This is a genomic window from Xanthomonas dyei, assembly GCF_002939865.1.
In the GTDB taxonomy this organism is placed as follows: Bacteria; Pseudomonadota; Gammaproteobacteria; order Xanthomonadales; family Xanthomonadaceae; genus Xanthomonas; species Xanthomonas dyei.
Genome location: NZ_MDEE01000011.1, coordinates 41,742 through 63,572, shown reverse-complemented (window position 1 = coordinate 63,572; position 21,831 = coordinate 41,742). Strand labels below are relative to the sequence as shown.

16 protein-coding genes and 1 other RNA gene are annotated in these 21,831 nt (G+C 64.9%); 3 read left to right on the top strand and 14 right to left on the bottom strand.

Annotated features, from left to right (window positions below; genetic code table 11):
* The first annotated feature begins 152 nt into the window (after positions 1-152).
* Positions 153-1,022 carry a diffusible signal factor synthase RpfF gene (gene rpfF / locus XdyCFBP7245_RS09705; protein WP_104615482.1) on the top strand — a complete coding sequence of 290 codons (870 nt, stop codon included), beginning with the start codon at positions 153-155 and terminating at the stop codon, positions 1,020-1,022.
* Between the two features lie 11 nt (positions 1,023-1,033).
* Here rpfF and rpfC read toward each other — a convergent pair whose 3' ends face one another.
* The 6 genes from rpfC to XdyCFBP7245_RS09675 form a co-directional block, all read right to left on the bottom strand.
* Positions 1,034-3,214, bottom strand: a complete 2,181-nt coding sequence (gene rpfC, locus XdyCFBP7245_RS09700) for a sensor histidine kinase RpfC (RefSeq protein ID WP_104615481.1) — start codon at positions 3,212-3,214, stop codon at positions 1,034-1,036.
* Positions 3,215-3,221: 7 nt separating this feature from the next.
* A complete protein-coding gene (locus XdyCFBP7245_RS09695; protein WP_170068597.1) occupies positions 3,222-3,839 on the bottom strand; it encodes an RpfH protein in 618 nt (205 codons plus the stop codon).
* A gap of 10 nt (positions 3,840-3,849) precedes the next feature.
* Entirely contained in the window at positions 3,850-4,986 is a 1,137-nt protein-coding gene (gene rpfG, locus XdyCFBP7245_RS09690; RefSeq protein WP_055846510.1) for a cyclic di-GMP phosphodiesterase response regulator RpfG, read from the bottom strand.
* 139 nt (positions 4,987-5,125) lie between these two features.
* The gene (gene lysS, locus XdyCFBP7245_RS09685; RefSeq protein ID WP_104615479.1) at positions 5,126-6,643 is read right to left on the bottom strand and encodes a lysine--tRNA ligase; all 1,518 of its coding nucleotides are present in this window, start codon (positions 6,641-6,643) and stop codon (positions 5,126-5,128) included.
* A 196-nt stretch (positions 6,644-6,839) separates the two neighbouring features.
* A protein-coding gene (gene prfB, locus XdyCFBP7245_RS09680; protein ID WP_104615478.1) for a peptide chain release factor 2 occupies positions 6,840-7,965 on the bottom strand; the annotation gives its coding sequence in 2 pieces (ribosomal slippage) (positions 6,840-7,889 and positions 7,891-7,965; 1,125 coding nt in all).
* Between the two features lie 233 nt (positions 7,966-8,198).
* Positions 8,199-9,149: a LytTR family DNA-binding domain-containing protein gene (locus XdyCFBP7245_RS09675; protein ID WP_211287671.1), complete on the bottom strand. Its 951-nt coding sequence runs from the start codon at positions 9,147-9,149 to the stop codon at positions 8,199-8,201.
* A gap of 159 nt (positions 9,150-9,308) precedes the next feature.
* On the opposite strand from XdyCFBP7245_RS09675, the gene XdyCFBP7245_RS09670 reads away from it, so the two are divergent.
* Together XdyCFBP7245_RS09670 and XdyCFBP7245_RS09665 are read left to right on the top strand one after the other, a co-directional pair.
* Complete coding sequence (locus XdyCFBP7245_RS09670) at positions 9,309-10,520, top strand: acyltransferase family protein (protein WP_104615476.1); 1,212 nt, start codon at positions 9,309-9,311, stop codon at positions 10,518-10,520.
* 265 nt (positions 10,521-10,785) lie between these two features.
* Positions 10,786-11,823 carry a DUF1176 domain-containing protein gene (locus tag XdyCFBP7245_RS09665; protein WP_104615514.1) on the top strand — a complete coding sequence of 346 codons (1,038 nt, stop codon included), beginning with the start codon at positions 10,786-10,788 and terminating at the stop codon, positions 11,821-11,823.
* Between the two features lie 684 nt (positions 11,824-12,507).
* On the opposite strand, the gene recJ is transcribed toward XdyCFBP7245_RS09665, so the two are convergent.
* The 8 genes from recJ to XdyCFBP7245_RS09615 form a co-directional block, all read right to left on the bottom strand.
* Positions 12,508-14,247, bottom strand: a complete 1,740-nt coding sequence (gene recJ / locus XdyCFBP7245_RS09650) for a single-stranded-DNA-specific exonuclease RecJ (RefSeq protein WP_104615473.1) — start codon at positions 14,245-14,247, stop codon at positions 12,508-12,510.
* Positions 14,244-15,164, bottom strand: coding sequence for a phosphoglycerate mutase (locus tag XdyCFBP7245_RS09645; protein WP_104615472.1), 921 nt, complete (start codon positions 15,162-15,164; stop codon positions 14,244-14,246). The genes recJ and XdyCFBP7245_RS09645 overlap by 4 nt, the downstream gene beginning before the upstream one ends.
* 18 nt (positions 15,165-15,182) lie before the next feature.
* Positions 15,183-15,647 (bottom strand): transcription elongation factor GreA, encoded by a 465-nt coding sequence (greA, locus tag XdyCFBP7245_RS09640; RefSeq protein ID WP_211287668.1) that lies wholly within the window; start codon positions 15,645-15,647, stop codon positions 15,183-15,185.
* An 8-nt stretch (positions 15,648-15,655) separates the two neighbouring features.
* A complete protein-coding gene (carB, locus tag XdyCFBP7245_RS09635; protein WP_104615470.1) occupies positions 15,656-18,898 on the bottom strand; it encodes a carbamoyl-phosphate synthase large subunit in 3,243 nt (1,080 codons plus the stop codon).
* A 3-nt stretch (positions 18,899-18,901) separates the two neighbouring features.
* Positions 18,902-19,303 (bottom strand): four helix bundle protein, encoded by a 402-nt coding sequence (locus XdyCFBP7245_RS09630; RefSeq protein ID WP_104615469.1) that lies wholly within the window; start codon positions 19,301-19,303, stop codon positions 18,902-18,904.
* Entirely contained in the window at positions 19,303-20,508 is a 1,206-nt protein-coding gene (gene carA / locus XdyCFBP7245_RS09625; protein ID WP_104615468.1) for a glutamine-hydrolyzing carbamoyl-phosphate synthase small subunit, read from the bottom strand. Before carA ends, XdyCFBP7245_RS09630 begins: the two co-directional genes overlap by 1 nt.
* Positions 20,509-20,747: 239 nt before the next feature.
* Positions 20,748-21,464: a 4-hydroxy-tetrahydrodipicolinate reductase gene (gene dapB, locus XdyCFBP7245_RS09620; protein WP_104615467.1), complete on the bottom strand. Its 717-nt coding sequence runs from the start codon at positions 21,462-21,464 to the stop codon at positions 20,748-20,750.
* A 251-nt stretch (positions 21,465-21,715) separates the two neighbouring features.
* Positions 21,716-21,791: non-coding RNA, sX9 sRNA (locus XdyCFBP7245_RS09615), on the bottom strand.
* Between the last annotated feature and the right edge of the window lie 40 nt (positions 21,792-21,831).

The following is a 21,831-nucleotide window of genomic DNA, read 5'->3' as shown; positions in this document are numbered from 1 at the left end:
AGACGTTCAGTCGTCATGACGCCCGCAATGCCGCAAGGCCTTGCGGGCGCTTGCTTTTGCACGCATAGAATCCGATGTCGGCGCACGCTCAGGCGTTCACCCTTATCTCCGTCCGCAAGGCGGCCGGCCGGACGGTCTCTCGGAGAACCACCATGTCTGCAGTTCAACCCTTCATCCGCACCGACATCGGCTCGACCCTACGCATCATCGAAGAACCGCAGCGTGACGTGTATTGGATCCATATGCATGCCGACTTGGCCATCAACCCGGGGCGGGCCTGTTTCTCGACACGTTTGGTCGACGACATCACCGGCTACCAAACCAACCTGGGACAACGCTTGAACACCGCCGGTGTACTGGCGCCGCACGTGGTGCTGGCATCGGACAGCAACGTGTTCAACCTCGGTGGCGACCTGTCACTGTTTGGCCAACTGATTCGCGAAGGCGACCGCGTACGCCTGCTCGACTACGCCCAACGCTGCGTCCGCGGTGTGCATGCCTTTCATGTCGGTCTGGGGGCGCATGCGCACAGCATTGCGCTGGTCCAGGGCAATGCGCTTGGCGGCGGGTTCGAAGCGGCACTGAGCTGCCATACCATCATTGCCGAGGAAGGGGTGATGATGGGGCTGCCCGAAGTGCTGTTCGACCTGTTCCCGGGCATGGGGGCCTACTCTTTCATGTGCCAGCGCATCAGTGCGCAACTGGCGCAAAAGATCATGCTCGAGGGCAACCTGTATTCGGCCGAACAGCTGCTCGGCATGGGGCTGGTCGATCGCGTGGTACCGCGTGGCCAAGGCGTGGCTGCGGTGGAACATGTGATCCGCGAGAGCAAGCGCAAGCCAAATGCGTGGGCAGCGATGCAACAGGTGCGCGAAATGACTACCGCCGTGCCGCTTGAGGAGATGATGCGCATCACCGAAATCTGGGTGGACACCGCCATGCAACTCGGCGAGAAATCACTGCGTACCATGGACCGCCTAGTGCGCGCGCAGTCGCGTCGCTCAGGGCTAGACGCGGGCTGATGCGCGGCGGTCTATTCGTTACTACGGGGGGAGCACTCGCCGTCCTTGACGCCCTGCACGCGAGCGTTGAGTGCATCCTTTCCCGCGTTCAATTGCTCGCGCACTGCAGACAGCTGCAGCCGCCATTCTGCCTGCAGCTGCCAGTCGGCCATGCGCATCAGCTCGCCACCGCTGCTGGCAACCTGCGCCAGACCCAGGTTGCTGGCCACGCCGCGCAAGGCATGCGCGCTCTCGCGCAGTTGTTCCCAATCCGAGCGCATGCCATCGCGTTCAATGTGACCCACGCAGTTCTGTGCATCTTCCAGACACTGGCGCACAAACTGCCGTTCGAATTCCTCGCCCATGCCCAGCGCGGCCAGTTCGTCCAGCACGCTGGAATCGAGCACGCCTTCGGAACTTGTCGCCACCTGCACCGTGGTTGCCGGCGTCGCCAACGGCCGGGTGCTCACAGCCAGGTCGGCTAGGGTGTCGAGCAACTTGGCCGCCACGACCGGCTTGGCAAGAAACGCACGCGCCCCGGCCTGTTCGCAAGCGCGAATCGCTTCGGGCGTCACGTCGGCGCTGAGCACCACCACCGGCGTGTAGCGCATGCCGCTGGCATGCATCACCCGTAATTGCTTGAGCATGTCCAGGCCATTCATGCCCGGCATGTGCAGATCCACAATCACCGCGTCGAAATCCTCTTCGGCCATCGCATCGAGCACCTGCTCGGCGCCGTTGACGCACAGCACCTTATGCCCGGCCTTCTCCAGCAACCGCTGTAGCACCATACGGTTGGCCTCGTGGTCGTCGGCCACCAGCATGCGCATGCTGCGCACGCGCGCGCGATGACGCAAGAACGGGTTGGAAAACGCGATGACGTTGGAGGATTCCAACTCGTCGTGCGCATCCACCAGCGCTCCGGTCTGCACCCGTGCGGGCGAAGATTTCAGTGGCTCGCCGATCGCCATCGGTAGCTCGAACCAGAACACGCTGCCACCTGGTTGATTTTCCTTGAATCCAATACTGCCGCCCATCGCTTCCACCAGGCCCTTGGCGATCGTGGTGCCCAGGCCGGTGCCCTCGTAACGACGCGACAACCCGACATCGGCCTGCTCGAAGGCCTCGAACAGCCGCGCGCGCATGTCCATCGGTACGCCGATGCCGGTGTCTTCGACATCGAAGCGTAGCCGGACGGACTCGTCGGCACTACCGGACACGCGCGTGACACGTAGCAACACATGCCCGTGCTCGGTGAACTTGACCGCATTGCCGACCAGATTGAGCAGCACCTGACGCAGATGACCGGTGTCGCCCTTGAGCAGGTCCGGCACGTCGTCGGCCACCTGCGTGCCGTACTCCAGCCGGCGACCCTTGGCCTGCGGCTGCAAGATCATGTTGACCGAGCCGATTATTTCGCGCAGCGAGAAGTCGCGGCGATCAATACGGATCTTGCCGGCCTCGATCGCCGAAATATCCAGCACCTCTTCCACCAGCGACAGCAGGCTGCGCGCAGATGCCTGGATGGTGTTGAGGCACTCCTTCTGCTCGGCGTCCAGGCGCGTGGTCGCCAGCACTTCGGTCATGCCCGACAGCCCGTTGAGCGGCGTGCGGAACTCATGACTCATATTGGCCAAGAAACGGCTCTTGGCCTGGTTGGCATGCCGTGCTTCGCGCACCGCACGGGTCATGGCACGCAACAGCGAGTCGAAATACAGCGGCACCGCAATCAAGCCCAACAACAAACCCCAACTCAGATAGGGATTGGCTTTCCAGTAAGGTGAAATCAGGATAGCGCTGAGAAAACACAGGCTGCCCATTGCGGTCGCCGCACGTAGATAGTTGCTGCCGTAGCGCAGACCGTTGCCGATGGTCACCCACATGCACACCGCATAGAGCGGCGAGGCTGGCTCGCCCTGTATGGCCATGATAGCGCCGGTGCAGGTGTAGTCGAGCAGCATGCCGATCAGCCGGCGCGTATGCGACACCTGCGGACGCAGCAGGATCGCCACCATCAGCCCCAACGAGACCAGCAACTCGCAGACCAGGATCAACCAGGTGGCCATCAACGTATCGCCGTGGGTGTGCTGATAGCGCCATCCCAGGTACGAAATGAACAGTGTGGTGATGATGATGCGGATCAGATTCTGTGCGTGTTCCGAATCTGCTCGCCCTGACAGGCGCCGCTTCAACCATGGCAATGGAGACTTCATAGACGCCTCAGACGCGCGGCGGCGTCGGTGGGGTTGGGATCCTTCCGTGCTGCAATGCAGCGTCGATACCTGCTGCGGGCGTCGACCCGGTCATTGCCTGATCCCGCTCGCGCAGCGTACGCAACAATGACATAGGAACCACGATCAACGCACCCAGAAGCGCGATCCCCAGACCAAGCTGGCCCTGCCAATAATTACTGTTCGCAAGCGTCGTGCCGAAGCTGAGCGTAGCCATGGCAACAGCGGTATGTAGCGCCTCGCTGCCGAAGCGCAGCCCATTGCCGATTGTGATCCAGAGCAACACGACGTACAGACTAGCCATCGGTGCGCCCATCCAGGTCATTGCCAGCCCGATCAAGCCGTAGTCGGCGAGCATCCCAAGCGTACGCCGCAGATGCGAGCGCTGCGGACTTGCCACAATCCAGCAAAAGATCAGCAAGGCTGTCGCCTGACCGATCGCGATCAGGCAGAACAGCCGCTGCAACTGGCGCCCGGAGACCTGCCACCTGGGAGCACAGATCAGCGTGTAGACCAGGATCAGCGCAATCAGCGTGATGCGCACCAGGGCCTGACCATGCTCGCTGTCGGCGCGACGGGCAAGTCGAGCACGCAACTGGCTGAGCACCGCCATCACCTCACACCCCGGGTCGCGCCGATGCGGTGGAGAATTCCCCGCAGATCTGGTCCAGCTGCGCGCGGCCGCGCAGCAGCGCATCCACGCAGCGTGGGTCGAACAGGCGGCCGCGTTGCGCGTAGAGATAGGCCAGTGCGGCGTCCATCGTCCACGCTTCCTTGTACGGACGCGGCGACAGCAGGGCGTCGAACACGTCGGCCACCGCCACAATGCGCGCTTCCAGCGGAATCGCCTCGCCGACCAGGCCGTCCGGATACCCGGTGCCGTCGTAGCGCTCGTGGTGACGCAGCGCGATCAAGGCGCCCACCTGGATGAAGCGGTTCTGGCTGCCGCTGAGCAGCTCGTAGCCGATCCGCGGGTGGCGCTTCATCACGCTCATTTCGTCGTCGGTGAGCTTGCCCGGCTTGAGCAGCACCGAATCGGGAATGGCGATCTTGCCCATGTCGTGCAGCGGTGCGGCCATCTCGATGATGCGCACTTCTTCTTCCGACAGGCCCAGCTGTTCGGCGATCAGGCCGGCCACATGCGACATGCGCTCCAGGAACGCGCTGGTACCCGAATCGCGGTATTCGATGGCGCGCGCCAGCCGCGACAAGGTTTCGCGCTCGCGCTCTTCGACCTCGTTCATGCTGGCCAGCAGACGTTGTTCCAGCGACAGCGCGCGTTGCTTGACGCTTTCGCTCTGCTGACGCAACTGCAACAGATTGGAGCAGCGTGCCCGCAACTCGCGCGGGCGGATCGGCTTGACCAGGAAGTCGATCACCCCCGCTTCCAGCGCCGCCTGGCGGATCGGCTCGTCGCCGACGATGGTGATCAGAATGATCGGAATATCGCGATGGCTCGGCAGCCGGCGCAGGCGCCGCGCGAACTCCAGGCCATCCATCCCGGGCATGCGGTAGTCGAGCAGCAATAGATCCACGCGCCCGGCTTCGCACCATGCCAACGCGTCGAGCGGGTCGCCGAAGTCGTAGACCTTCAGCTCCGGCGCGATGTCTTCGATGACATGGCGCAGCATCGTCCGCGCGGACATCTGGTCATCGACAATGACGATGTTCAATCCCAGATCCGCCTTTTCCGCCCAGCTTCCCCATGTATCCGCCGACACCATGCCGTCCGGATTCCCTAAAACATCCTGCATAGCCGTTGCTCCTCTATCCCGAGAACGGAAAAGCGTGACGCCGACCCCTGTGTCGACTCCCCCGGACAGGACGCTGTCCGGAGCTGTGCTCTAGCATATGCAGTATCTGTGCTGTGAGCACGCGTTCGCACAAAAAAAGTCAGGCTTCCGGACGCATGTAAGGAAACAGCAGGACATCACGGATCGAGGTGCTGCCGGTCAGCAGCATTACCAGACGGTCGATACCGATGCCCAGGCCGCCGGTCGGCGCCATTCCATACTCCAACGCACGGATGTAATCGGCGTCGTAGTGCATCGCTTCGTCGTCGCCGCCGTCCTTGGCCTGCACCTGCGCCTGGAACCGCGCGGCCTGGTCTTCGGGGTCGTTGAGCTCGGAGAAGCCATTGGCCATCTCCTTGCCGTTGATGAACAGCTCGAAGCGGTCGGTATACCCCGGCTCGGTGTCGCTGGAGCGCGCCAGCGGCGAGACCTCGACCGGATGGTCGGTGATGAAGGTCGGCTGCACCAAGGTGTGCTCGACGGTGGCTTCGAAGATTTCCAGCAGCAGCTTGCCCCAGCCGTAGGACGGCTTGGTGCGGATCTTCAGCCGCTCGCAATGGCGCAGCAGCGCGGCGCGGTCGGTGCAATCGGCCGCCGTGATTTCCGGATTGTAGTGACGGACGGCCTCATCCATGCGCCAGCGACGGAAAGCCGGCGCCAGATCGATGGCCGCGCCATCCCAGTCCACCTGGGTGGTGCCCAGCACCGACTGCGCGGTGTCGCGGATGACCTGCTCGGTCAGATCCATGATCTCGTGGTACGTGGCATAGGCCTCGTAGAGCTCGAGCATGGTGAACTCGGGGTTATGCCGGGTCGACACGCCTTCGTTGCGGAAGTTGCGGTTGATCTCGTAGACCCGTTCCAGGCCACCGACCACCAGCCGCTTGAGATACAGCTCCGGCGCCACGCGCAGGTACAGATCCAGATCCAGCGCATTGTGGTGGGTGGTGAACGGCTTGGCGGTGGCGCCGCCGGGGATGTAATGCATCATCGGCGTTTCCACTTCCAGGAAACGCCGCGCATCCAGCCAGGCGCGTATCGCACGGATGATCTTGGAGCGCTTGATGAAGACCTCGCGCGCCTCCGGGGTGACGATCAGGTCCACGTAGCGCTGGCGGTAGCGCTGCTCCACGTCCGACAGGCCGTGCCACTTGTCCGGCAACGGGCGCAGCGACTTGGTCAACAGCCGCAGCGCGCTGGCCTTGACCGACAGCTCGCCGGTCTTGGTGCGGGTCAGCCCGCCCTCCACCGCCACGATGTCGCCGACGTCCCAGCCCTTGAACGCGGTATAGGCATCGCCGAGCACATTGCCCTGCAGGAACAGCTGCACGCGCCCGGATTCGTCCTGGATCTGCGCAAAGCTGGCCTTGCCCATCACCCGCTTGGCCATCAGGCGGCCAGCCATTTTGACGGTGCGACCGCTGGCTTCGAGCGCTTCGGGGGTCCAGCTGTCGGCATCGGCGAATTCGGCTTGCAGATCGCCGGCGAAGTGCTCGCGCACGAAGTCGTTGGGATACGCGATGCCCTGGCCGCGCAACGCGCCCAGTTTCGCGCGACGCTCGGCGATGAGGCTGTTCTCGTCGACGGGAAGGTGTGGCGCGGGGGTCTGTTCGGTCATGGCGGGAATCGGTCTGCTAGAGGTCGGGCGCGTGCCCGGTGGGGAGTGAGACACCGGCAGCGCCGGGTTCTCTGACATTGACGGTGTCGCGCGAGGGTCGCCTGAGGTCTTTTTGCTGCCGCAACGCGGGGTCGCGCTGCGGTGCATGCGTAGCGTCGTGCAAGGTCGTCGCATCCGCTGCGACCTCGCGCGGCGGTCAGGCGTCCAGGCGTTTGGAGCCTGCCGCCAGACCGGCCTTCAGGCTGGCCTCGACGAATTCGTCCAGGTCGCCGTCCAGCACTTTCTGCGTGTCGCTGCGCTCGATGCCGGTGCGCAGATCCTTGATGCGGCTCTGGTCGAGCACGTAATTGCGGATCTGGCTGCCCCAACCGATGTCGGACTTGGTGGCTTCCAGTGCGTCGCGTTCGACGTTGCGCTTTTGCACTTCCAGTTCGTACAACTTGGCGGCCAGCATCTTCATCGCGTTGTCGCGGTTCTGGTGCTGGCTGCGACCGGTCTGGCACGCAACCACCGTATTGGTCGGGATATGCGTGATACGCACCGCCGATTCGGTCTTGTTGACGTGCTGACCACCGGCGCCGGACGAGCGGTACACGTCGGTGCGCAGGTCGGCCGGGTTGATGTCGATCTCGATGTTGTCGTCCACTTCCGGCGACACGAACACTGAAGTGAAACTGGTGTGCCGGCGGTTGTCGGAGTCGAACGGCGACTTGCGCACCAGCCGGTGCACGCCGATCTCGGTCTTCAACCAGCCGTAAGCGTATTCGCCCTCGATGCGGATCGTGGCCGACTTGATGCCTGCAACTTCGCCGCCGGACACTTCCATCAGCTCGGTCTTCCAACCACGCGACTCGGCCCAGCGCAGATACATGCGCAACAGGATTTCCGCCCAATCCTGCGCCTCGGTACCGCCGGCGCCGGCCTGGATGTCGACGAACGCGTTGGCGCCGTCCATCTGCCCGGAGAACATGCGCTGGAATTCCAGCTTCTCGACATGGATCTGGTACTTGTCCAGATCGGCGGTCACCGCCACCGCGGTATCTTCGTCCTGCTCGCTGTCGGCCAGGTCCAGCAACTCGCCGGCATCGGTGAGCCCGGCCAGCACATCGGCGATGCCGATGACGGTCTTTTCCAGCATGGAGCGCTCACGTCCCAGGGCTTGGGCACGCTCGGCGTCGTTCCACACGTCCGGGCTTTCCAGCTCCCGGCTGACTTCCTCTAGACGCTCTTTCTTGACGTCGTAGTCAAAGATACCCCCTGAGCGAGAGCACGCGATCGTTGAGATCGGTGATGCGCTGGCGGATCGGATTGGTTTCGATCATGACGGACTTCCGGCAAACAAGCGGGCTAGTTTAGCAAGCGGGCGCCGGTGGCGGAACGCGGTGGCATCGGGGCTGGGCGCGGTGCAGAGGCGGTCGTCTTGAGGGCCTGTCATTTGCTGCGCGCGACCGCAAACGCCCACAGCTCGGTTTAGCGCGCGCTTCGGTCGCAGCGGCCGGGACGAAGACGGGCGGAGCTGTCGGCCAGCTGGTCCGCCAACATGGCCTTGGCGGCCTCAGACCATCAACGCATCTGTCCGCGGCGCAGCGGCCCCCTGCCCTGCCCGCGCGCGCAGATCGGCAAGATGACTGCGACTGCACGGCAACACCGTGGCGTCGCGCAGATGCACGCGCGCATCGCCGGAATCGACCGGCTCGATCGCCTGTACCTGGCTCAGATTGACCAGGTAGCTGCGATGGATCCGCACGAACACGGCCGGGTCCAACCTGGCTTCGATCGCCGCCATCGTGCTGCGCAGCGGATAGTCGTGGCCGCGCACATGTAGGTTGACGTAGTTGCCGGAGGCCTGGATCCATTCGATATCGGCGGTGGCGACCAAAAAGTCGCGGCCGAGCTTGCGCACCAAAAAACGCTCCGGGCGGTCCAGCGGCTCCTCCGGTGGGCCTTCATCCGGCGCCGCAAGCAGATGCGCCTCGCCCTGGCGCCGCCGCGCGTACCAACCCAATGCGTGCTGCAACGCCACCAGCATCGCAAAGGTACGCAGATCCTTGGACAACTCATAAAACCACTGCAGCGGCCAGCCACCGAAGTCGTAGTGGCTGCCGGCCAGCGCATAAACCAGCTTGCGCAGCAGCACCATGCAGGCGACGTGCGCCAGCCACCAGCCCAGCGCAGCCGCCAGATACACCGGCACACGGCGACGCCAGACATCGGCATGCAGCGGCCAACGTGCGCAGAGCCAGAGCACCGCGGGTAGCAACAGCAGCGATGCGGTGGCGCTGGTCAGCTCCCAGCTCAGCACCTGCCACAGCACGATCGCCTCGCCATCGCGACGCCCCGCCAACCATGCGGTCAGCGTGTTGCCCAGTGCGCTCAGGTAAAACACCAGCAACCAGATCGTTACCGCCCAGCGCGTGGCGAAGTGACGCGCACCGTCCTGAGATGTCGGCGCGCGCGGCCCGATGGTTTCCATTGCAGAGGTCCGCAGTTGGCAGTTGCCAATGATAGAGGCCCGCGCAACGGGGCGGCACCGTCATCCCCACTGCTCCCGTTCGTCCCTGGGAGGACGCAACTGGTCACTGCGCGCGGGCGTTTCCACCCCTTACCCCTTTCTCCATGCGGGTCGGCGGGCAGGATGCGTGCACTTCCTCGACCAACCACCCCCATGACCGAGCGCCGCCACGATATCGACGCCTTGCGCGTCTTCGCCTTCGCCCTGCTGATCCTCTATCACGTGGGCATGGCCTACGTGGCCGGCTGGGACTTCCATTTAAAGAGCGCCTACACCACCGACTGGCTGCAAGCGCCGATGATCGCGCTCAACCGCTGGCGGATGCCGTTGCTGTTCATGATCTCCGGTATCGCGATCGGTCTGGCGCGGGCGGAACGTGCGCCGTGGCAGTTCGCCTGGCGACGCTGCGGCCGGTTATTGCCACCACTGCTGTTCGGCATGTTCGTGGTGGTGGCGGTGCAGGCGTACTGCCAGGGCGTCAGCAACGGCAAGGTCGTGCCCGGCTTCGGCAACTTCCTGCTGCGCTATTGGCAGGTCCGGCCGTGGCCGGCCGGCAGCTTCGATGGCTGGGAGCACGGCATCACCTGGAACCACCTGTGGTACCTGGCCTATCTGCTGCCTTACACCTTGTTACTGATGGCCATGGTCGCGCTCGGCCGCATGCTGCCCGTATCGCTGCGAGCCTTGCCGGCGCCCATCGCGCTGCCGGTCCTGCTGCTGGTCCCCATCCTGTGGGAAGCCTTTTGCCTGCTGTGGGTGATGCCGCGCCACCCACCGACCCACGCCCTGGTTGGCGACTGGTTTGTGCATGCCGAGTCGTTTCCGTTGTTCGTGCTGGGATATGCGCTGGCCCGTCACGCACGCTTCTGGACGTGGTCAGTGCAGCTGCGTTGGCCAACCCTGATCGCCGCGCTGCTGGCGATCGCCACCGAGCTAAGCATCCGCCATCTGGGCCGCTCGCTCGATCCGGTGCCGCTGCCCGCCCTGCTGGCGACAGTTCGCTGGGACATGGTCGAGCGGCTGGCGCGCGCCGCCTACACCTGGCTGGCATTGCTGACCCTGTTCGGCTGGGCAAGGCATGGCTTGAACCGCCCATTCGCGTGGCTGCCGTACTGCACCCAGGCGGTGTTCCCCTGGTACATCCTGCATCAGAGCCTGATCATCCTGGCGCTGTACTGGTTGGCGCCGTTGCACCTGGGCCCGTGGCTGGAACCGGTGCTGGTGTTGGCTGCCACCGTTGCCGGCTGCCTGCTATTGCACGAATACCTTATCCGCCGCGTGCGCTGGCTGCGTCCGCTGTTCGGGATGCCGGTGCGGGAATCGCCGACCAGGACGCGCGCCGCAGCAACGCTGACGCAAGTGTGATCGCTGAAAGCGACAGGTCGACAGGCAAGACCGAACAGACGATGCCGCTAGCGCATCGTCGCCAGGACAAGCCGGGCACCGCGCGAAGATCGCAGTCGATCTGCAGCGCGCAGTGTGATCGATTCGCGGGCGCGCGCCGATGCACCGCAGCGACCGGACACACTCACCGTGATGAATCGCGTTCACTGCCTGCGGACGATTCGCCTGGACGCCCTGCGGCAGGCATCGCAAGATGCCGGCCCGGACCTACGATGAAGGAACTTCGATGCGTTACGACCTGCTTGCCGCGGCCTTGCTGTGCAGCCCCGCACTCGCGCTTGCCGCGCCTGCCACCAGTGTCGATTTCAGTCATGACGACTGGACCATCGCCTGCGACAACACCCGCACCTGCCGCGCCGCCGGATACCAGCCGGACGAAGGCGAGCACCTGCCAGTGTCGGTGCTATTGACGCGCAAGGCCGGTGCCGGCCAGGCGGTGACGGCCGAGCTGATGCTTGGCCAGTACGACGAGATCAAGCTGCCGGCGTCGCTGGGCCTGCAGATCGATCAGCGCGATCTGGGCAAGCTGGCGCTGGATGGCAAGAGCGGCACCGCGGTATTGAGCAGCACGCAGGTCGCCGCGCTGCTGGCGGCATTGACCCGCAGCAGCAAGATCGTGGCGCTCGGCAACGATGGCCGCCGCTGGCAGCTATCCGATCGCGGCGCAGCGGCAACGCTGCTGAAGATGGACGAATTTCAGGGCCGGCTGGGCACGCGCGGCGCGCTGGTGCGCAAGGGCGATCGCGACGAGACCGCCGTGTTGCCGGCGTTGCCGGTACCGCAGGTCCGCGCGGCCAAGCTGGCCGCAGCGCAGGCCGGCGACGCCCGTCTCGGCAGCTTGCCGGCGCTGTACCAGGCGCTACGCGCCACGCTTCCGGCCGATGAAGAATGCAAGGGTCTGGATGCCAGCGATGCCGCCGAACCGCTGACCGTCGCCCGCCTGAGCAACGACAAGCTGCTGGTGTCGACCGATTGCTGGATGGGCGCCTACAACGTCGGCACCGGCTTCTGGGTGGTCAACGCGCGTGCGCCGTTCGCACCGACGTTGATCACCACGCATGCCAGCGATCTGGATGGCTCCACCATCCTGTCCTCGCAAAAGGGCCGCGGCCTGGGTGATTGCTACAGCGAGGAGCGCTGGACCTGGGACGGCCGTCGCTTCGTGCAGACCTCCAAATCCACCTCGGGCCTGTGCCGACTGGTGGCCGCCGGCGGCGCCTGGCAACTGCCCACGGTGGTGGCCGAGGTCAAGCAGTCACCTTGATCGAAGCGAAGACAGTGCATGCCTGCGCTGTCTTGCGAGAGGACCAGTCACGTTGGTCGGTGTGTAGCGCTTTCAATAAAGTCGCCAGGAAACTGTCTGGCGTGGTGTCCTCAGCGATTGTGGGACCGTTGGCGGCATGGATGCCGCCATCGAGCCCCCAGGGACGGGTTCACGGCGTGTCCCGCGAGCGGTGAGGGCACCGCGCCCTCAACGTCCTCGCGTTTGCTGCAGGGTCCTTGCCCGCCCACCATGGCGGAACACGCTGCAAGTACGTCTCCGTAAGCTCCTTGGCGGCATCCATGCCGCCAAGGGTCCCGCGACGGTGAGCGGACAAGGACCTGTCCAGATGGCCGTTGTGCGTGGTTGCAAGCGGAGCATGACGCGTGTTTCTTGGATCACGGCGCGTCCGATCAGCTTCCCGGCACACGCCGAACAACACAGGGCATCCAAGAAAACACCTACAGAGTCGCCATCGCGAATCTTGAAAACAAGATGGTGATTTGGCCTGCATTGACCAGGTCATGGAAACGACAAGCCGAGGCGGCAGCGTGGCCGGGGATTGGCGGAGAGCGGTACAGGGATGTGCCGCGGCGGCGAGTCAGACAGAATGTCTGACCGAGCCGAGGAACCGATCCCCGGACGCGCTGTCGCCCCTACCGAAGCCAGCGATTGACAGCCGCGCGCTCAGCCAGTGACTGTTGCAGGCTCGCAATGTTCGACGATCAACTGCACCGCACTGCCGCCGCGGTAATCGTCGCTAACCAACCGATACGCCAGCCGCACCTTGCGTGCCGGTTCGCTGCCGCGCCAACCGTTGAAATGGATGGCATTGAGCGGCTCGGCGCGGCCGGCGCAACGCAAGGTCAGCTTGAGATGGCGTTCCTTGAGCAGACGCCATTGCAATATCTCGAACTCGCCGTCGAACAGCGGCTCTGGAAAGCCCTGCCCCCACGGACCGGCCACACGCAGCGCTTCAGCATGCACGTGATCGAGTTCGTGCGCGGCCAGCTCGCCATCGCTGTGCAACTCGGCATGCAGCAGCGACGCATCCACCATCGCGTGCACCTGCGCCTGAAACGCCTGCTCGAAGGTTTCCAGCGCAGCATGATCCATGCTCAAGCCCGCCGCCATCGCATGGCCGCCGAACTTCTGCAGTAAGCCAGGATGACGCGCATCCACCGCCGCCAGCACGTCGCGGATATGCAGGCCGGGAATGGACCGCGCCGAACCGCGCAACTGGCTGCTGCCCGGCTCGGCCGGAGCCAGCGCGATCACCGGACGATGCAACCGGTCTTTCAATTTGGAGGCGACCAAGCCGATCACGCCGGGGTGCCATTCCGCATCGAATAGGCAGGCGGCGATCGGCAAGGCGCCATCGGCATCCAGCACCACCTTGGTCACCGCCTGCTCGGCATCGTCGGTCATCAACTGCTGCACCGCGCGGCGCTCGGCATTGATCTCTTCGAGCGTGGCGGCGATCTCGCGCGCCCGGTTCCAGTCTTCGCTGAGCAACAGCTCGATGCCCAACGCCATGTCTTCGAGCCGGCCGGCCGCATTCAAGCGCGGCCCGAGCGCGAAGCCGATATCGCTGGCGCTCAGACGCGCGACATCGCGGCCGCTGGCATCGATCAGGGCGCGCAATCCGATGCAGCCTTTGCCCTCGCGCAGCCGACGCAACCCGGCCGACACCAGCGCGCGGTTATTGGTGTCCAGCGGCACCAGATCGGCCACCGTGCCGACGGCGACCAGATCCAGCAACACCGACAGATCCGGCTCGGCGCGGTCGGCAAACGCGCCGCGCGCGCGCAGCGCACTGCGCAGCGCCAGCAATACGTAAAAAATCACGCCGACGCCGGCCAGCGATTTGCTGGGAAAGCTGTCGACCGCCAGGTTCGGGTCGACGATCGCATCGGCCGGCGGCAGCACCTCGCCTGGTAGATGGTGGTCGGTGACCAGCACCGTCCAGCCGCGCGCCTTGGCGGCGGCCACGCCGGCATGGCAGGCGATGCCGTGATCGACGGTGACCAGCACCTCCGGTTGCAGCGCAGCCAGCTCGTCCACCAAGGCAGGCGACAGGCCATAGCCGTGCACCATGCGATTGGGCACGGCGTGGTGCACATCCAGCGCGCCTAGCATGCGCAAACCGCGCACGCCCACCGCGCAGGCGGTGGCGCCATCGCAATCGAAATCACCCACCACCAGGATGCGCCGTTGCTGGGCGATCGCATCGGCCAGCAAGTTGGCGGCCACGTCGCTGTTATGCAGCAACTCCGGCGAGAGCAACTGGCCCAGTCGCGGCTGCGCGCCCTGCGCATCGCGGACACCGCGCGCGGCGTAGATGCGGCGCAGCAGCGGCAACATGGCGTCGGGCCAGCTTCCGGCCTGCCCTGGCGGACGCCGGACGATCCGGGGAGTGGAGGTCATTGCGCCAGGCGCTGCCGTGGCGTGCGCCAGAACCGCCAGCGTTGCGTGCGTGCCAACGTCAGCGTTTCGCCGTCCTGGAAATCCAGCACCAGCCGATCCAGTTCGCCACGTGCCATCGCCGCCAGCAGCGGTGCCACTGCGTCGTCGCCAAACTGCTGCAGCGAGCGCAGATGGCGCAGGTCCACCAGCGCATCCACGCGTTGATCGCCCTGCGCATCGGCACTGGCCGCCAGCGCCAGCGCGCGCAGCAACGACTCGCGGCTGCGCACCTGCCGATGCGGCGACGTCACTGCATGCGGTAGTGCGCCGCCGCCCCAGAACCACAGCGAATTGATCGCCGGCTTGCCGCTGGCAATGCGGCCCTCATTCCACGGATGCTGATGCAGCAACACCTGCGCTTCGGTCAGCAAGGCACGCCAGCGCCGGCCAGAATCGCCGGCCGGCAGATGCTCGAACAGGTCGTCGCCGATCGCCACATCCGGCGGCGCGAACTCCGGCAACTTGGCATCCGGCGACAGACGCAGGTACCAGCGCGATGGGGTCGGCGCATCGAGCACAAATCCGGCATCGCCAAACATCGGCTTGAGGATCGGCAGCAGCACCGCCAGGTCCTCGGCGGTGGCACCGAGCGCCTCGCCGTAGCCCATCAGGCGTGCGCCCTGCATGTCCGGCACCACATAGGCCGGGTCGGCACGCACCCAGGTGGCGCCTGCGGCATCGCCGGCATCCAGTTGCCGGGTCAATGCCGCCACCGGCCACTGCGCTGGCGTCAGCGTGAAATGCCGCTGCAACTGCGCCACTTCGCCGGCATCGGCGGCGTGCAGATCGGCGCGCGCCAGGGCGCTGGCCACCGCTGCGTTGTCCAGCGTTCCGGGCAGACGGCGTTTTTCGGGCAGCAGCAGGGTTGCGGTCGTCATCGCTCAGGCGTCAGTGGGTCAATCCAGATACGCGACGGTGACCACTTCGTACTCACGTTGGCCGGCCGGCGCGTCGATGGTGACCGAATCGCCTTCCAGCTTGCCAATCAGGGCACGCGCCAACGGCGAGGAAATCGCGATCAGGCCCATCTTGATGTCCGCCTCCAGATCGCCAACGATCTGGTAGCGCTTCTCTTCATCGGTCTCGGTATCTGCCAGGGTCACGGTGGCGCCGAACACGATCTTGCTGCCGGCCGACAACTTGGTGATGTCGATGATCTCGGCATGCGACAGCTCGCCTTCCAGCTGCTTGATGCGGCCTTCGATGAAGCTCTGCTGCTCGCGCGCGGCATGGTACTCGGCGTTTTCCTTCAGGTCGCCGTGCGCGCGCGCCTCGGCGATCGCACTGATCACCGCCGGACGCTTGACCGACTTCAACTGATCGAGTTCTTCGCGCAGGCGCATTGCGCCCTTCGCGGTCATGGGTGCTCTCATGCTTGAAGCTCCTTGTGCAGTTCCTGCAGCGACCAGACAGGGCCGGTGCCACGGAATTCCAGCGAATGCACCAGCGCCTTGGCGCCGGCGACAGTGGTCGAATAGGTCACGCGATGCTGCAGCGCTTCACGACGGATCGAGAATGAATCCGAGATGGCGGCGCGACCTTCGGTGGTGTTGACGATATAGACGATCTCGCCGTTCTTGATCGAATCGACGATATGCGGGCGGCCTTCGGCCACCTTGTTGACGATCTCGCAGTTCAGTCCGTTCTGCTGCAACCAGGCACCGGTGCCGCGCGTGGCCACCAGGCTGAAACCGCGCTCCACCAGCGCTTGCGCCACCGGCAGCACGCGCTTTTTGTCCGGGTCGCGCACCGAAACGAAGGCCTTGCCCACCGGCGGTGCCTTGATGCCGCCGGCCTCCTGCGCGCGCGCAAACGCGGCGCTGAAGCTGCGGCCCACGCCCATCACCTCACCGGTGGAGCGCATCTCCGGCCCGAGGATCGGGTCCACGCCCTGGAACTTGGCGAACGGGAAGATCGCCTCCTTCACCGAGTAATAGTCCGGCACGATTTCCTTGGTGGCGCCCTGCTCGGCCAGCGTCTTGCCGGCCATGCAGCGTGCGGCGATCTTGGCCAGCGGGATGCCGATGGCCTTGGACACGAACGGCACGGTGCGCGAAGCACGCGGGTTCACTTCCAGCAGGAACACCACATCGTCGCCGGCCTCATCCACCTGCACCGCAAACTGGGTGTTCATCAGGCCAACCACGTTCAAACCTTCGGCCAGCATCACTACCTGGCGACGCAGCTCGGCCTGGGTCTTGGGCGAGAGCGAATACGGCGGCAGCGAGCACGACGAGTCGCCCGAGTGCACGCCGGCTTCTTCGATGTGCTCCATCAGCCCGCCGATCAGCACGTTGCCGTCCTTGTCGGCAATGATGTCCACGTCCACTTCCACCGCATTGTCGAGGAAGCGGTCCAGCAGCACCGGCGAATCGTTGGACACCTTCACCGCATCGCGCACATAGCGCGCCAGATCGGATTCGCCGTACACGATCTCCATGGCGCGGCCGCCCAGCACATAGCTCGGGCGCACCACTAGCGGGTAGCCGATCTCGCGCGCCAGCACCAGCGCTTCTTCCGCGTTGCGGGCAATGCGGTTCGGCGGCTGCTTCAGGCCCAGCTTGTCGACCAGCTGCTGGAAACGCTCGCGGTCTTCGGCCAGATCGATCGAGTCCGGCGAGGTGCCGATCACCGGCACACCATTGGCTTCCAGCGCACGCGCCAGCTTCAGCGGGGTCTGCCCGCCGTACTGCACGATCACGCCCTTGGGCTGTTCCAGCTCGACGATTTCCAGCACGTCTTCCAGCGTCAGGGGCTCGAAGTACAGACGGTCGGAGGTGTCGTAATCGGTGGAGACGGTTTCTGGGTTGCAGTTGACCATGATGGTCTCGTAGCCGTCATCGCGCAGCGCCAGTGCCGCATGCACGCAGCAGTAATCGAACTCGATACCCTGACCGATGCGGTTGGGGCCACCGCCCAGGATCATGATCTTGTCGCGATTGGTCGGCAGCGCTTCGCACTCGTCCTCGTAGGTCGAATACAGGTACGCGGTGCTGGTGGCGAATTCGGCCGCGCACGAGTCCACGCGCTTGTAGACCGGGCGCACCTTCAACGCGCGACGCAGCGTGCGCACCGATTCTTCATTGCTGCCGATCAGCTCGGCCAGGCGCGCATCGGAGAAACCTGCGCGCTTGAGCTTGCGCAGACGCGGCGCGTCCAGCGCGGCCATGCCATCGTCGGCCAGTTGCTGCTCGTGGCTGACGAGTTCTTCGATCTGATCCAGGAACCAGGGGTCGATGAACGACAGCGCATACACCTCGTCCACACTCATGCCGGCGCGGAACGCATCGGCCACATAGAACAGACGCTCCGGGCCGGGGGCCTTGAGCTCGCGCTTGAGCGCAGCGATATCGTCTTCGCTGCCCAGATCCAGGCCGGTCGGGTCCAACCCGATCTTGCCGGTTTCCAGGCCGCGCAGCGCTTTTTGTAGCGATTCCTGGAAGGTGCGGCCCATCGCCATCACCTCGCCCACCGACTTCATCTGTGTGGTCAGGCGCGCATCGGCCTGCGGGAATTTTTCGAACGCAAAGCGCGGAATCTTGGTGACCACATAATCGATCGAAGGCTCGAACGAGGCCGGGGTCAGCCCACCGGTGATCTCGTTGCGCAATTCGTCCAGCGTGTAGCCCACCGCCAGCTTGGCGGCGACCTTGGCGATCGGGAAACCGGTGGCCTTGGAGGCCAGCGCCGACGAACGCGACACCCGCGGATTCATCTCGATCACCACCACCCGGCCATTGGTCGGGCTGATGCCGAACTGCACGTTGGAGCCGCCGGTATCCACGCCGATCTTACGCAGCACTGCAATGGAGGCATCGCGCAGGCGCTGATATTCCTTGTCGGTGAGCGTCTGTGCCGGCGCCACGGTGATCGAGTCGCCGGTGTGCACACCCATCGGGTCGAGATTTTCGATCGCGCAGACGATGATGCAGTTGTCCGCGGTATCGCGCACAACCTCCATCTCGAATTCCTTCCAGCCCAGCACCGATTCCTCCACCAGCACTTCGGTGGTCGGCGACAGTTCCAGGCCGCGGCCGACGATGTCGATCAGTTCTTCGCGGTTGTAGGCGATGCCGCCACCGCTACCACCCAGGGTGAAGCTGGGGCGGATGATGGTCGGGTAGCCGACGCGGGTCTGGATATCCAGCGCTTCTTCCAGCGTGTGCGCCACTTCGGCCTTGGGGCAATCCAGGCCGATTTCGCCCATCGCCACGCGGAACAGCTCGCGGTCCTCGGCCATGCGGATCGCTTCGCGCTTGGCGCCGATCAGCTCGACGTTGTACTTCTCCAGCACGCCGTGGTCGGCCAGATCCAGCGCGCAGTTCAGCGCGGTCTGCCCGCCCATGGTCGGCAGCAGCGCATCGGGTTTTTCCTTGGCGATGATCTTTTCGACCGTCTGCCAGTTGATCGGCTCGATATACACCGCATCGGCCATGTCCGGGTCGGTCATGATCGTGGCCGGGTTGCTGTTGACCAGCACCACGCGGTAGCCCTCGTCGCGCAGCGCCTTGCACGCCTGTGCGCCGGAGTAATCGAACTCGCAGGCCTGGCCGATGACGATCGGGCCGGCGCCGATGATTAGGATGGTTTTGAGATCTGTACGCTTTGGCATGAATCAACTCCGGGACCGGGGACCCGGGACCGGGGACCCGGGGTCAAGCTTGGCGGAAAGCGCCTGGTGAAGGCGGCGCAGCATTTTGTTGACCCGCTCGCAAACCTCGAGCGCGATCTTGATCTGTTCCTGATCGCCCAGGCCTAGGTCACTTGCAAGCAGTAACTGCGTTTGCAGTTCAGCGGCAGAACCACATGCCTGGGACACGAAGCGAGCGTAATCGCGCGTGGTAGCGCGCGCATTTCCCTCTGCGATATTCGATGGTATGGAGACGGCAGCACGCTGGAGCTGCGAAGTCAGGCCGTAACGCTCTTCTTTGGGAAAGTCCGCGACCAGCAGGTACACCGCCTTGGCCAGCGTCATCGACAGCTGCCACACTTCCAATTCGCGAAAGTGGGAAGCCATCAACCTGCCTTTCCCGTGTCCCCGGTCCCCGGTCCCCGGTCCCGCATCAGTGCGGTAAACCGGTCGAACAACGGCCCCACATCGCGCGGGCCTGGCGAGGCTTCCGGGTGGCCCTGGAACGAGAACGCCGGTGCGTCGGTCAGGGCGATGCCCTGGTTGGTGCCATCGAACAGCGAGCGATGGGTAACCCGCACATTGGCCGGCAGCGTGGTTTCGTCCACCGCAAAGCCATGATTCTGCGAGGTGATCATCACCCGCCCGCCATCCAGATCCTGTACTGGGTGATTGGCGCCGTGGTGGCCGGTGGTCATCTTCACCGTCTTGGCGCCGGCGGCCAGTGCCAGCAGCTGATGGCCCAGGCAGATACCGAAGGTGGGCACCTTCTTGGCGATCAATTCCTGGATCGCAGCGATTGCGTAATCGCAGGGCTCCGGGTCGCCCGGGCCGTTGGACAGGAACACGCCAACGGGCTGCATCGCCAGCACCTCGGCCACCGGAGTCTGCGCCGGCACCACGGTGACGTCGCACCCGCGCTCGGTCAGCATGCGCAGGATGTTGAGCTTCACGCCGTAGTCGTAGGCCACGACCTTGAACGTGCGTCCCTCTCCAGAGTCCGCACCTGCATGTGCGGACTTTCCACTCTTCAACGCACCGAGGCCGAGAAAGGTGTCGGAGTTGAGGTCGAGCGAGCCTTCCTGCCAGGTGTAACGCGTCTCGGTGGAGACCACCTTGGCCAGGTCCATGCCTTTCAGGCCGGGGAATTTGCGCGCGGCTTCCAGCGCCTTTTCGACGTCGATCTCGCCGGCCATCAGCGCGCCGTTCTGGGCGCCCTTTTCGCGCAACAGGCGGGTCAGCTTGCGGGTGTCGATGCCGGAGATGGCGACTACGCCGCGGGCCTGCAGCCACTCCGGCAAGGCCACCTGGCTGCGCCAGTTGCTGGGGCGGCGCGGCACATCGCGCACGATCAGGCCGGCGGCCCAGATCTTGCGGGCCTCGTCGTCCTGATCGGTAAAGCCGGTATTGCCGATATGCGGATAGGTCAGCGTGACCATCTGGCGGGCGTAGGAGGGATCGGTCAGGACTTCCTGATAGCCGGTCATGGCGGTGTTGAACACCACTTCACCGACGGAAAGCCCGGTGGCGCCTACGGATTCGCCCTCGAACACGGTGCCGTCTTCGAGGACAAGGATTGCGGGTTGGGTCACGTGGGGTCTCGCTCTGGCTGCCTGGGACTCCGATGCGCTTCCGGCCAAATTCCGGTTGCAGCAAAGCGCGGACGCGGTGCTGGGGACCGGTCCGACGCTGGTTCGGGCAAGCGAGAATTGTAAAGGCAAGTGCCCCGGCTTGCCAGCCTGCAACTCAATCCATGCAGCAACAGCACTGCAACGGCGGCATGAATACGCCGCGCAACCGCGCAGGTGTTCATGCGCTGTTGCGCGATGTCTTACAGCACCAGGTCGCGTACCCGGTAGCTACCGGCGGGCCGGCCGATCAGGCGTTTGGCCGCGTGCAGGGCGCCGCGCGCGAAGATGTCGCGATTGGTGGCGCGGTGCACCAGCTCGACCCGCTCGCCCAGCCCGGTGAACTGCACCGTGTGCTCGCCGACGATGTCGCCGGCCCGCAGGCTGGCAAACCGCGGCTGCGCACCGCTGCCGGTGGCCGCCTCGCCCAGCGTCAGTGCGGTGCCGGATGGCGCGTCCTGCTTGTGCACGTGATGCGCTTCGATGATGTCGCAATCCCAGCCTGGCAAGGTGCCAGCGGCGCGCTCGACCAATTCGGTCAACACCGCGACACCAAGACTGAAGTTGGAGGCCCACACCAACGGAATCTGTTGCGCGGCATCGAGCAGCGCGGCGCGCTGCACCTCGTCCAGCCCGGTGGTACCGGACACCAGCGGCTTACCGCGTTGCGCGCACAGCGCCAGGATCGGCGCAAAACCCTGCGGCAGGCTGAAGTCGATGGCCACATCGAAGGCCGGCGCACCGCCCAGCTCGCTGGCGGCAAAGAACGGCACGCCGTCCACCACGCGCTGCGATGGCGAGCGCCCCACCACCGCGCCGACGATATGCAATGCGTCGTCTTCAGCCGCCAGGCGCAGCAATGCCTTGCCCATCCGCCCGGAGGCGCCGTGGATCAACACTTTTACAGGGGACGTTGTCATGCCCGCAGGCTAACGAGGCGGTGGGGGTTGCACAAGGTGCTGGGAATCGGGATTGGGGAATCGTCAGAGCGGTGTGCGAGGTCTGAGCGCTTGTTGGGGATGTCGTGGTTTGGTGGATGTGGAGCCACTTGTGGCTTGTTGCGTGTCGACGTTTGCAGCTGCGCGGCGGCTGGCTGCGCGCATCTGTGGAGACTGTGCGTGCGCGGCAATGGCTTGTGCCTTCAGCGCCGCCGCAGCGCGTGACGTTGATTGGTCAACAAAACGCGGCCAGCAGTCGTCAGGGGGGTGTGGACGGCGCACGAGAACCGAAGTGCACGAGTGTCGTAGGAGAGGATTCCGAGCACCGGCCGCGCCCGCCTGGCGGTGA

What these genes read in the sequence shown, in the direction of transcription:
- carB (WP_104615470.1), bottom strand. Translation starts at nt 18,898, where the DNA reads ATGCCAAAGCGTACAGATCTCAAAACCATCCTAATCATCGGCGCCGGC.
- rpfF (WP_104615482.1), top strand. Translation starts at nt 153, where the DNA reads ATGTCTGCAGTTCAACCCTTCATCCGCACCGACATCGGCTCGACCCTA.
- XdyCFBP7245_RS09665 (WP_104615514.1), top strand. Translation starts at nt 10,786, where the DNA reads ATGCGTTACGACCTGCTTGCCGCGGCCTTGCTGTGCAGCCCCGCACTC.
- XdyCFBP7245_RS09645 (WP_104615472.1), bottom strand. Translation starts at nt 15,164, where the DNA reads ATGACGACCGCAACCCTGCTGCTGCCCGAAAAACGCCGTCTGCCCGGA.
- XdyCFBP7245_RS09670 (WP_104615476.1), top strand. Translation starts at nt 9,309, where the DNA reads ATGACCGAGCGCCGCCACGATATCGACGCCTTGCGCGTCTTCGCCTTC.
- dapB (WP_104615467.1), bottom strand. Translation starts at nt 21,464, where the DNA reads ATGACAACGTCCCCTGTAAAAGTGTTGATCCACGGCGCCTCCGGGCGG.
- recJ (WP_104615473.1), bottom strand. Translation starts at nt 14,247, where the DNA reads ATGACCTCCACTCCCCGGATCGTCCGGCGTCCGCCAGGGCAGGCCGGA.
- rpfC (WP_104615481.1), bottom strand. Translation starts at nt 3,214, where the DNA reads ATGAAGTCTCCATTGCCATGGTTGAAGCGGCGCCTGTCAGGGCGAGCA.
- greA (WP_211287668.1), bottom strand. Translation starts at nt 15,647, where the DNA reads ATGACCGCGAAGGGCGCAATGCGCCTGCGCGAAGAACTCGATCAGTTG.
- rpfG (WP_055846510.1), bottom strand. Translation starts at nt 4,986, where the DNA reads ATGCAGGATGTTTTAGGGAATCCGGACGGCATGGTGTCGGCGGATACA.
- XdyCFBP7245_RS09630 (WP_104615469.1), bottom strand. Translation starts at nt 19,303, where the DNA reads ATGGCTTCCCACTTTCGCGAATTGGAAGTGTGGCAGCTGTCGATGACG.
- lysS (WP_104615479.1), bottom strand. Translation starts at nt 6,643, where the DNA reads ATGACCGAACAGACCCCCGCGCCACACCTTCCCGTCGACGAGAACAGC.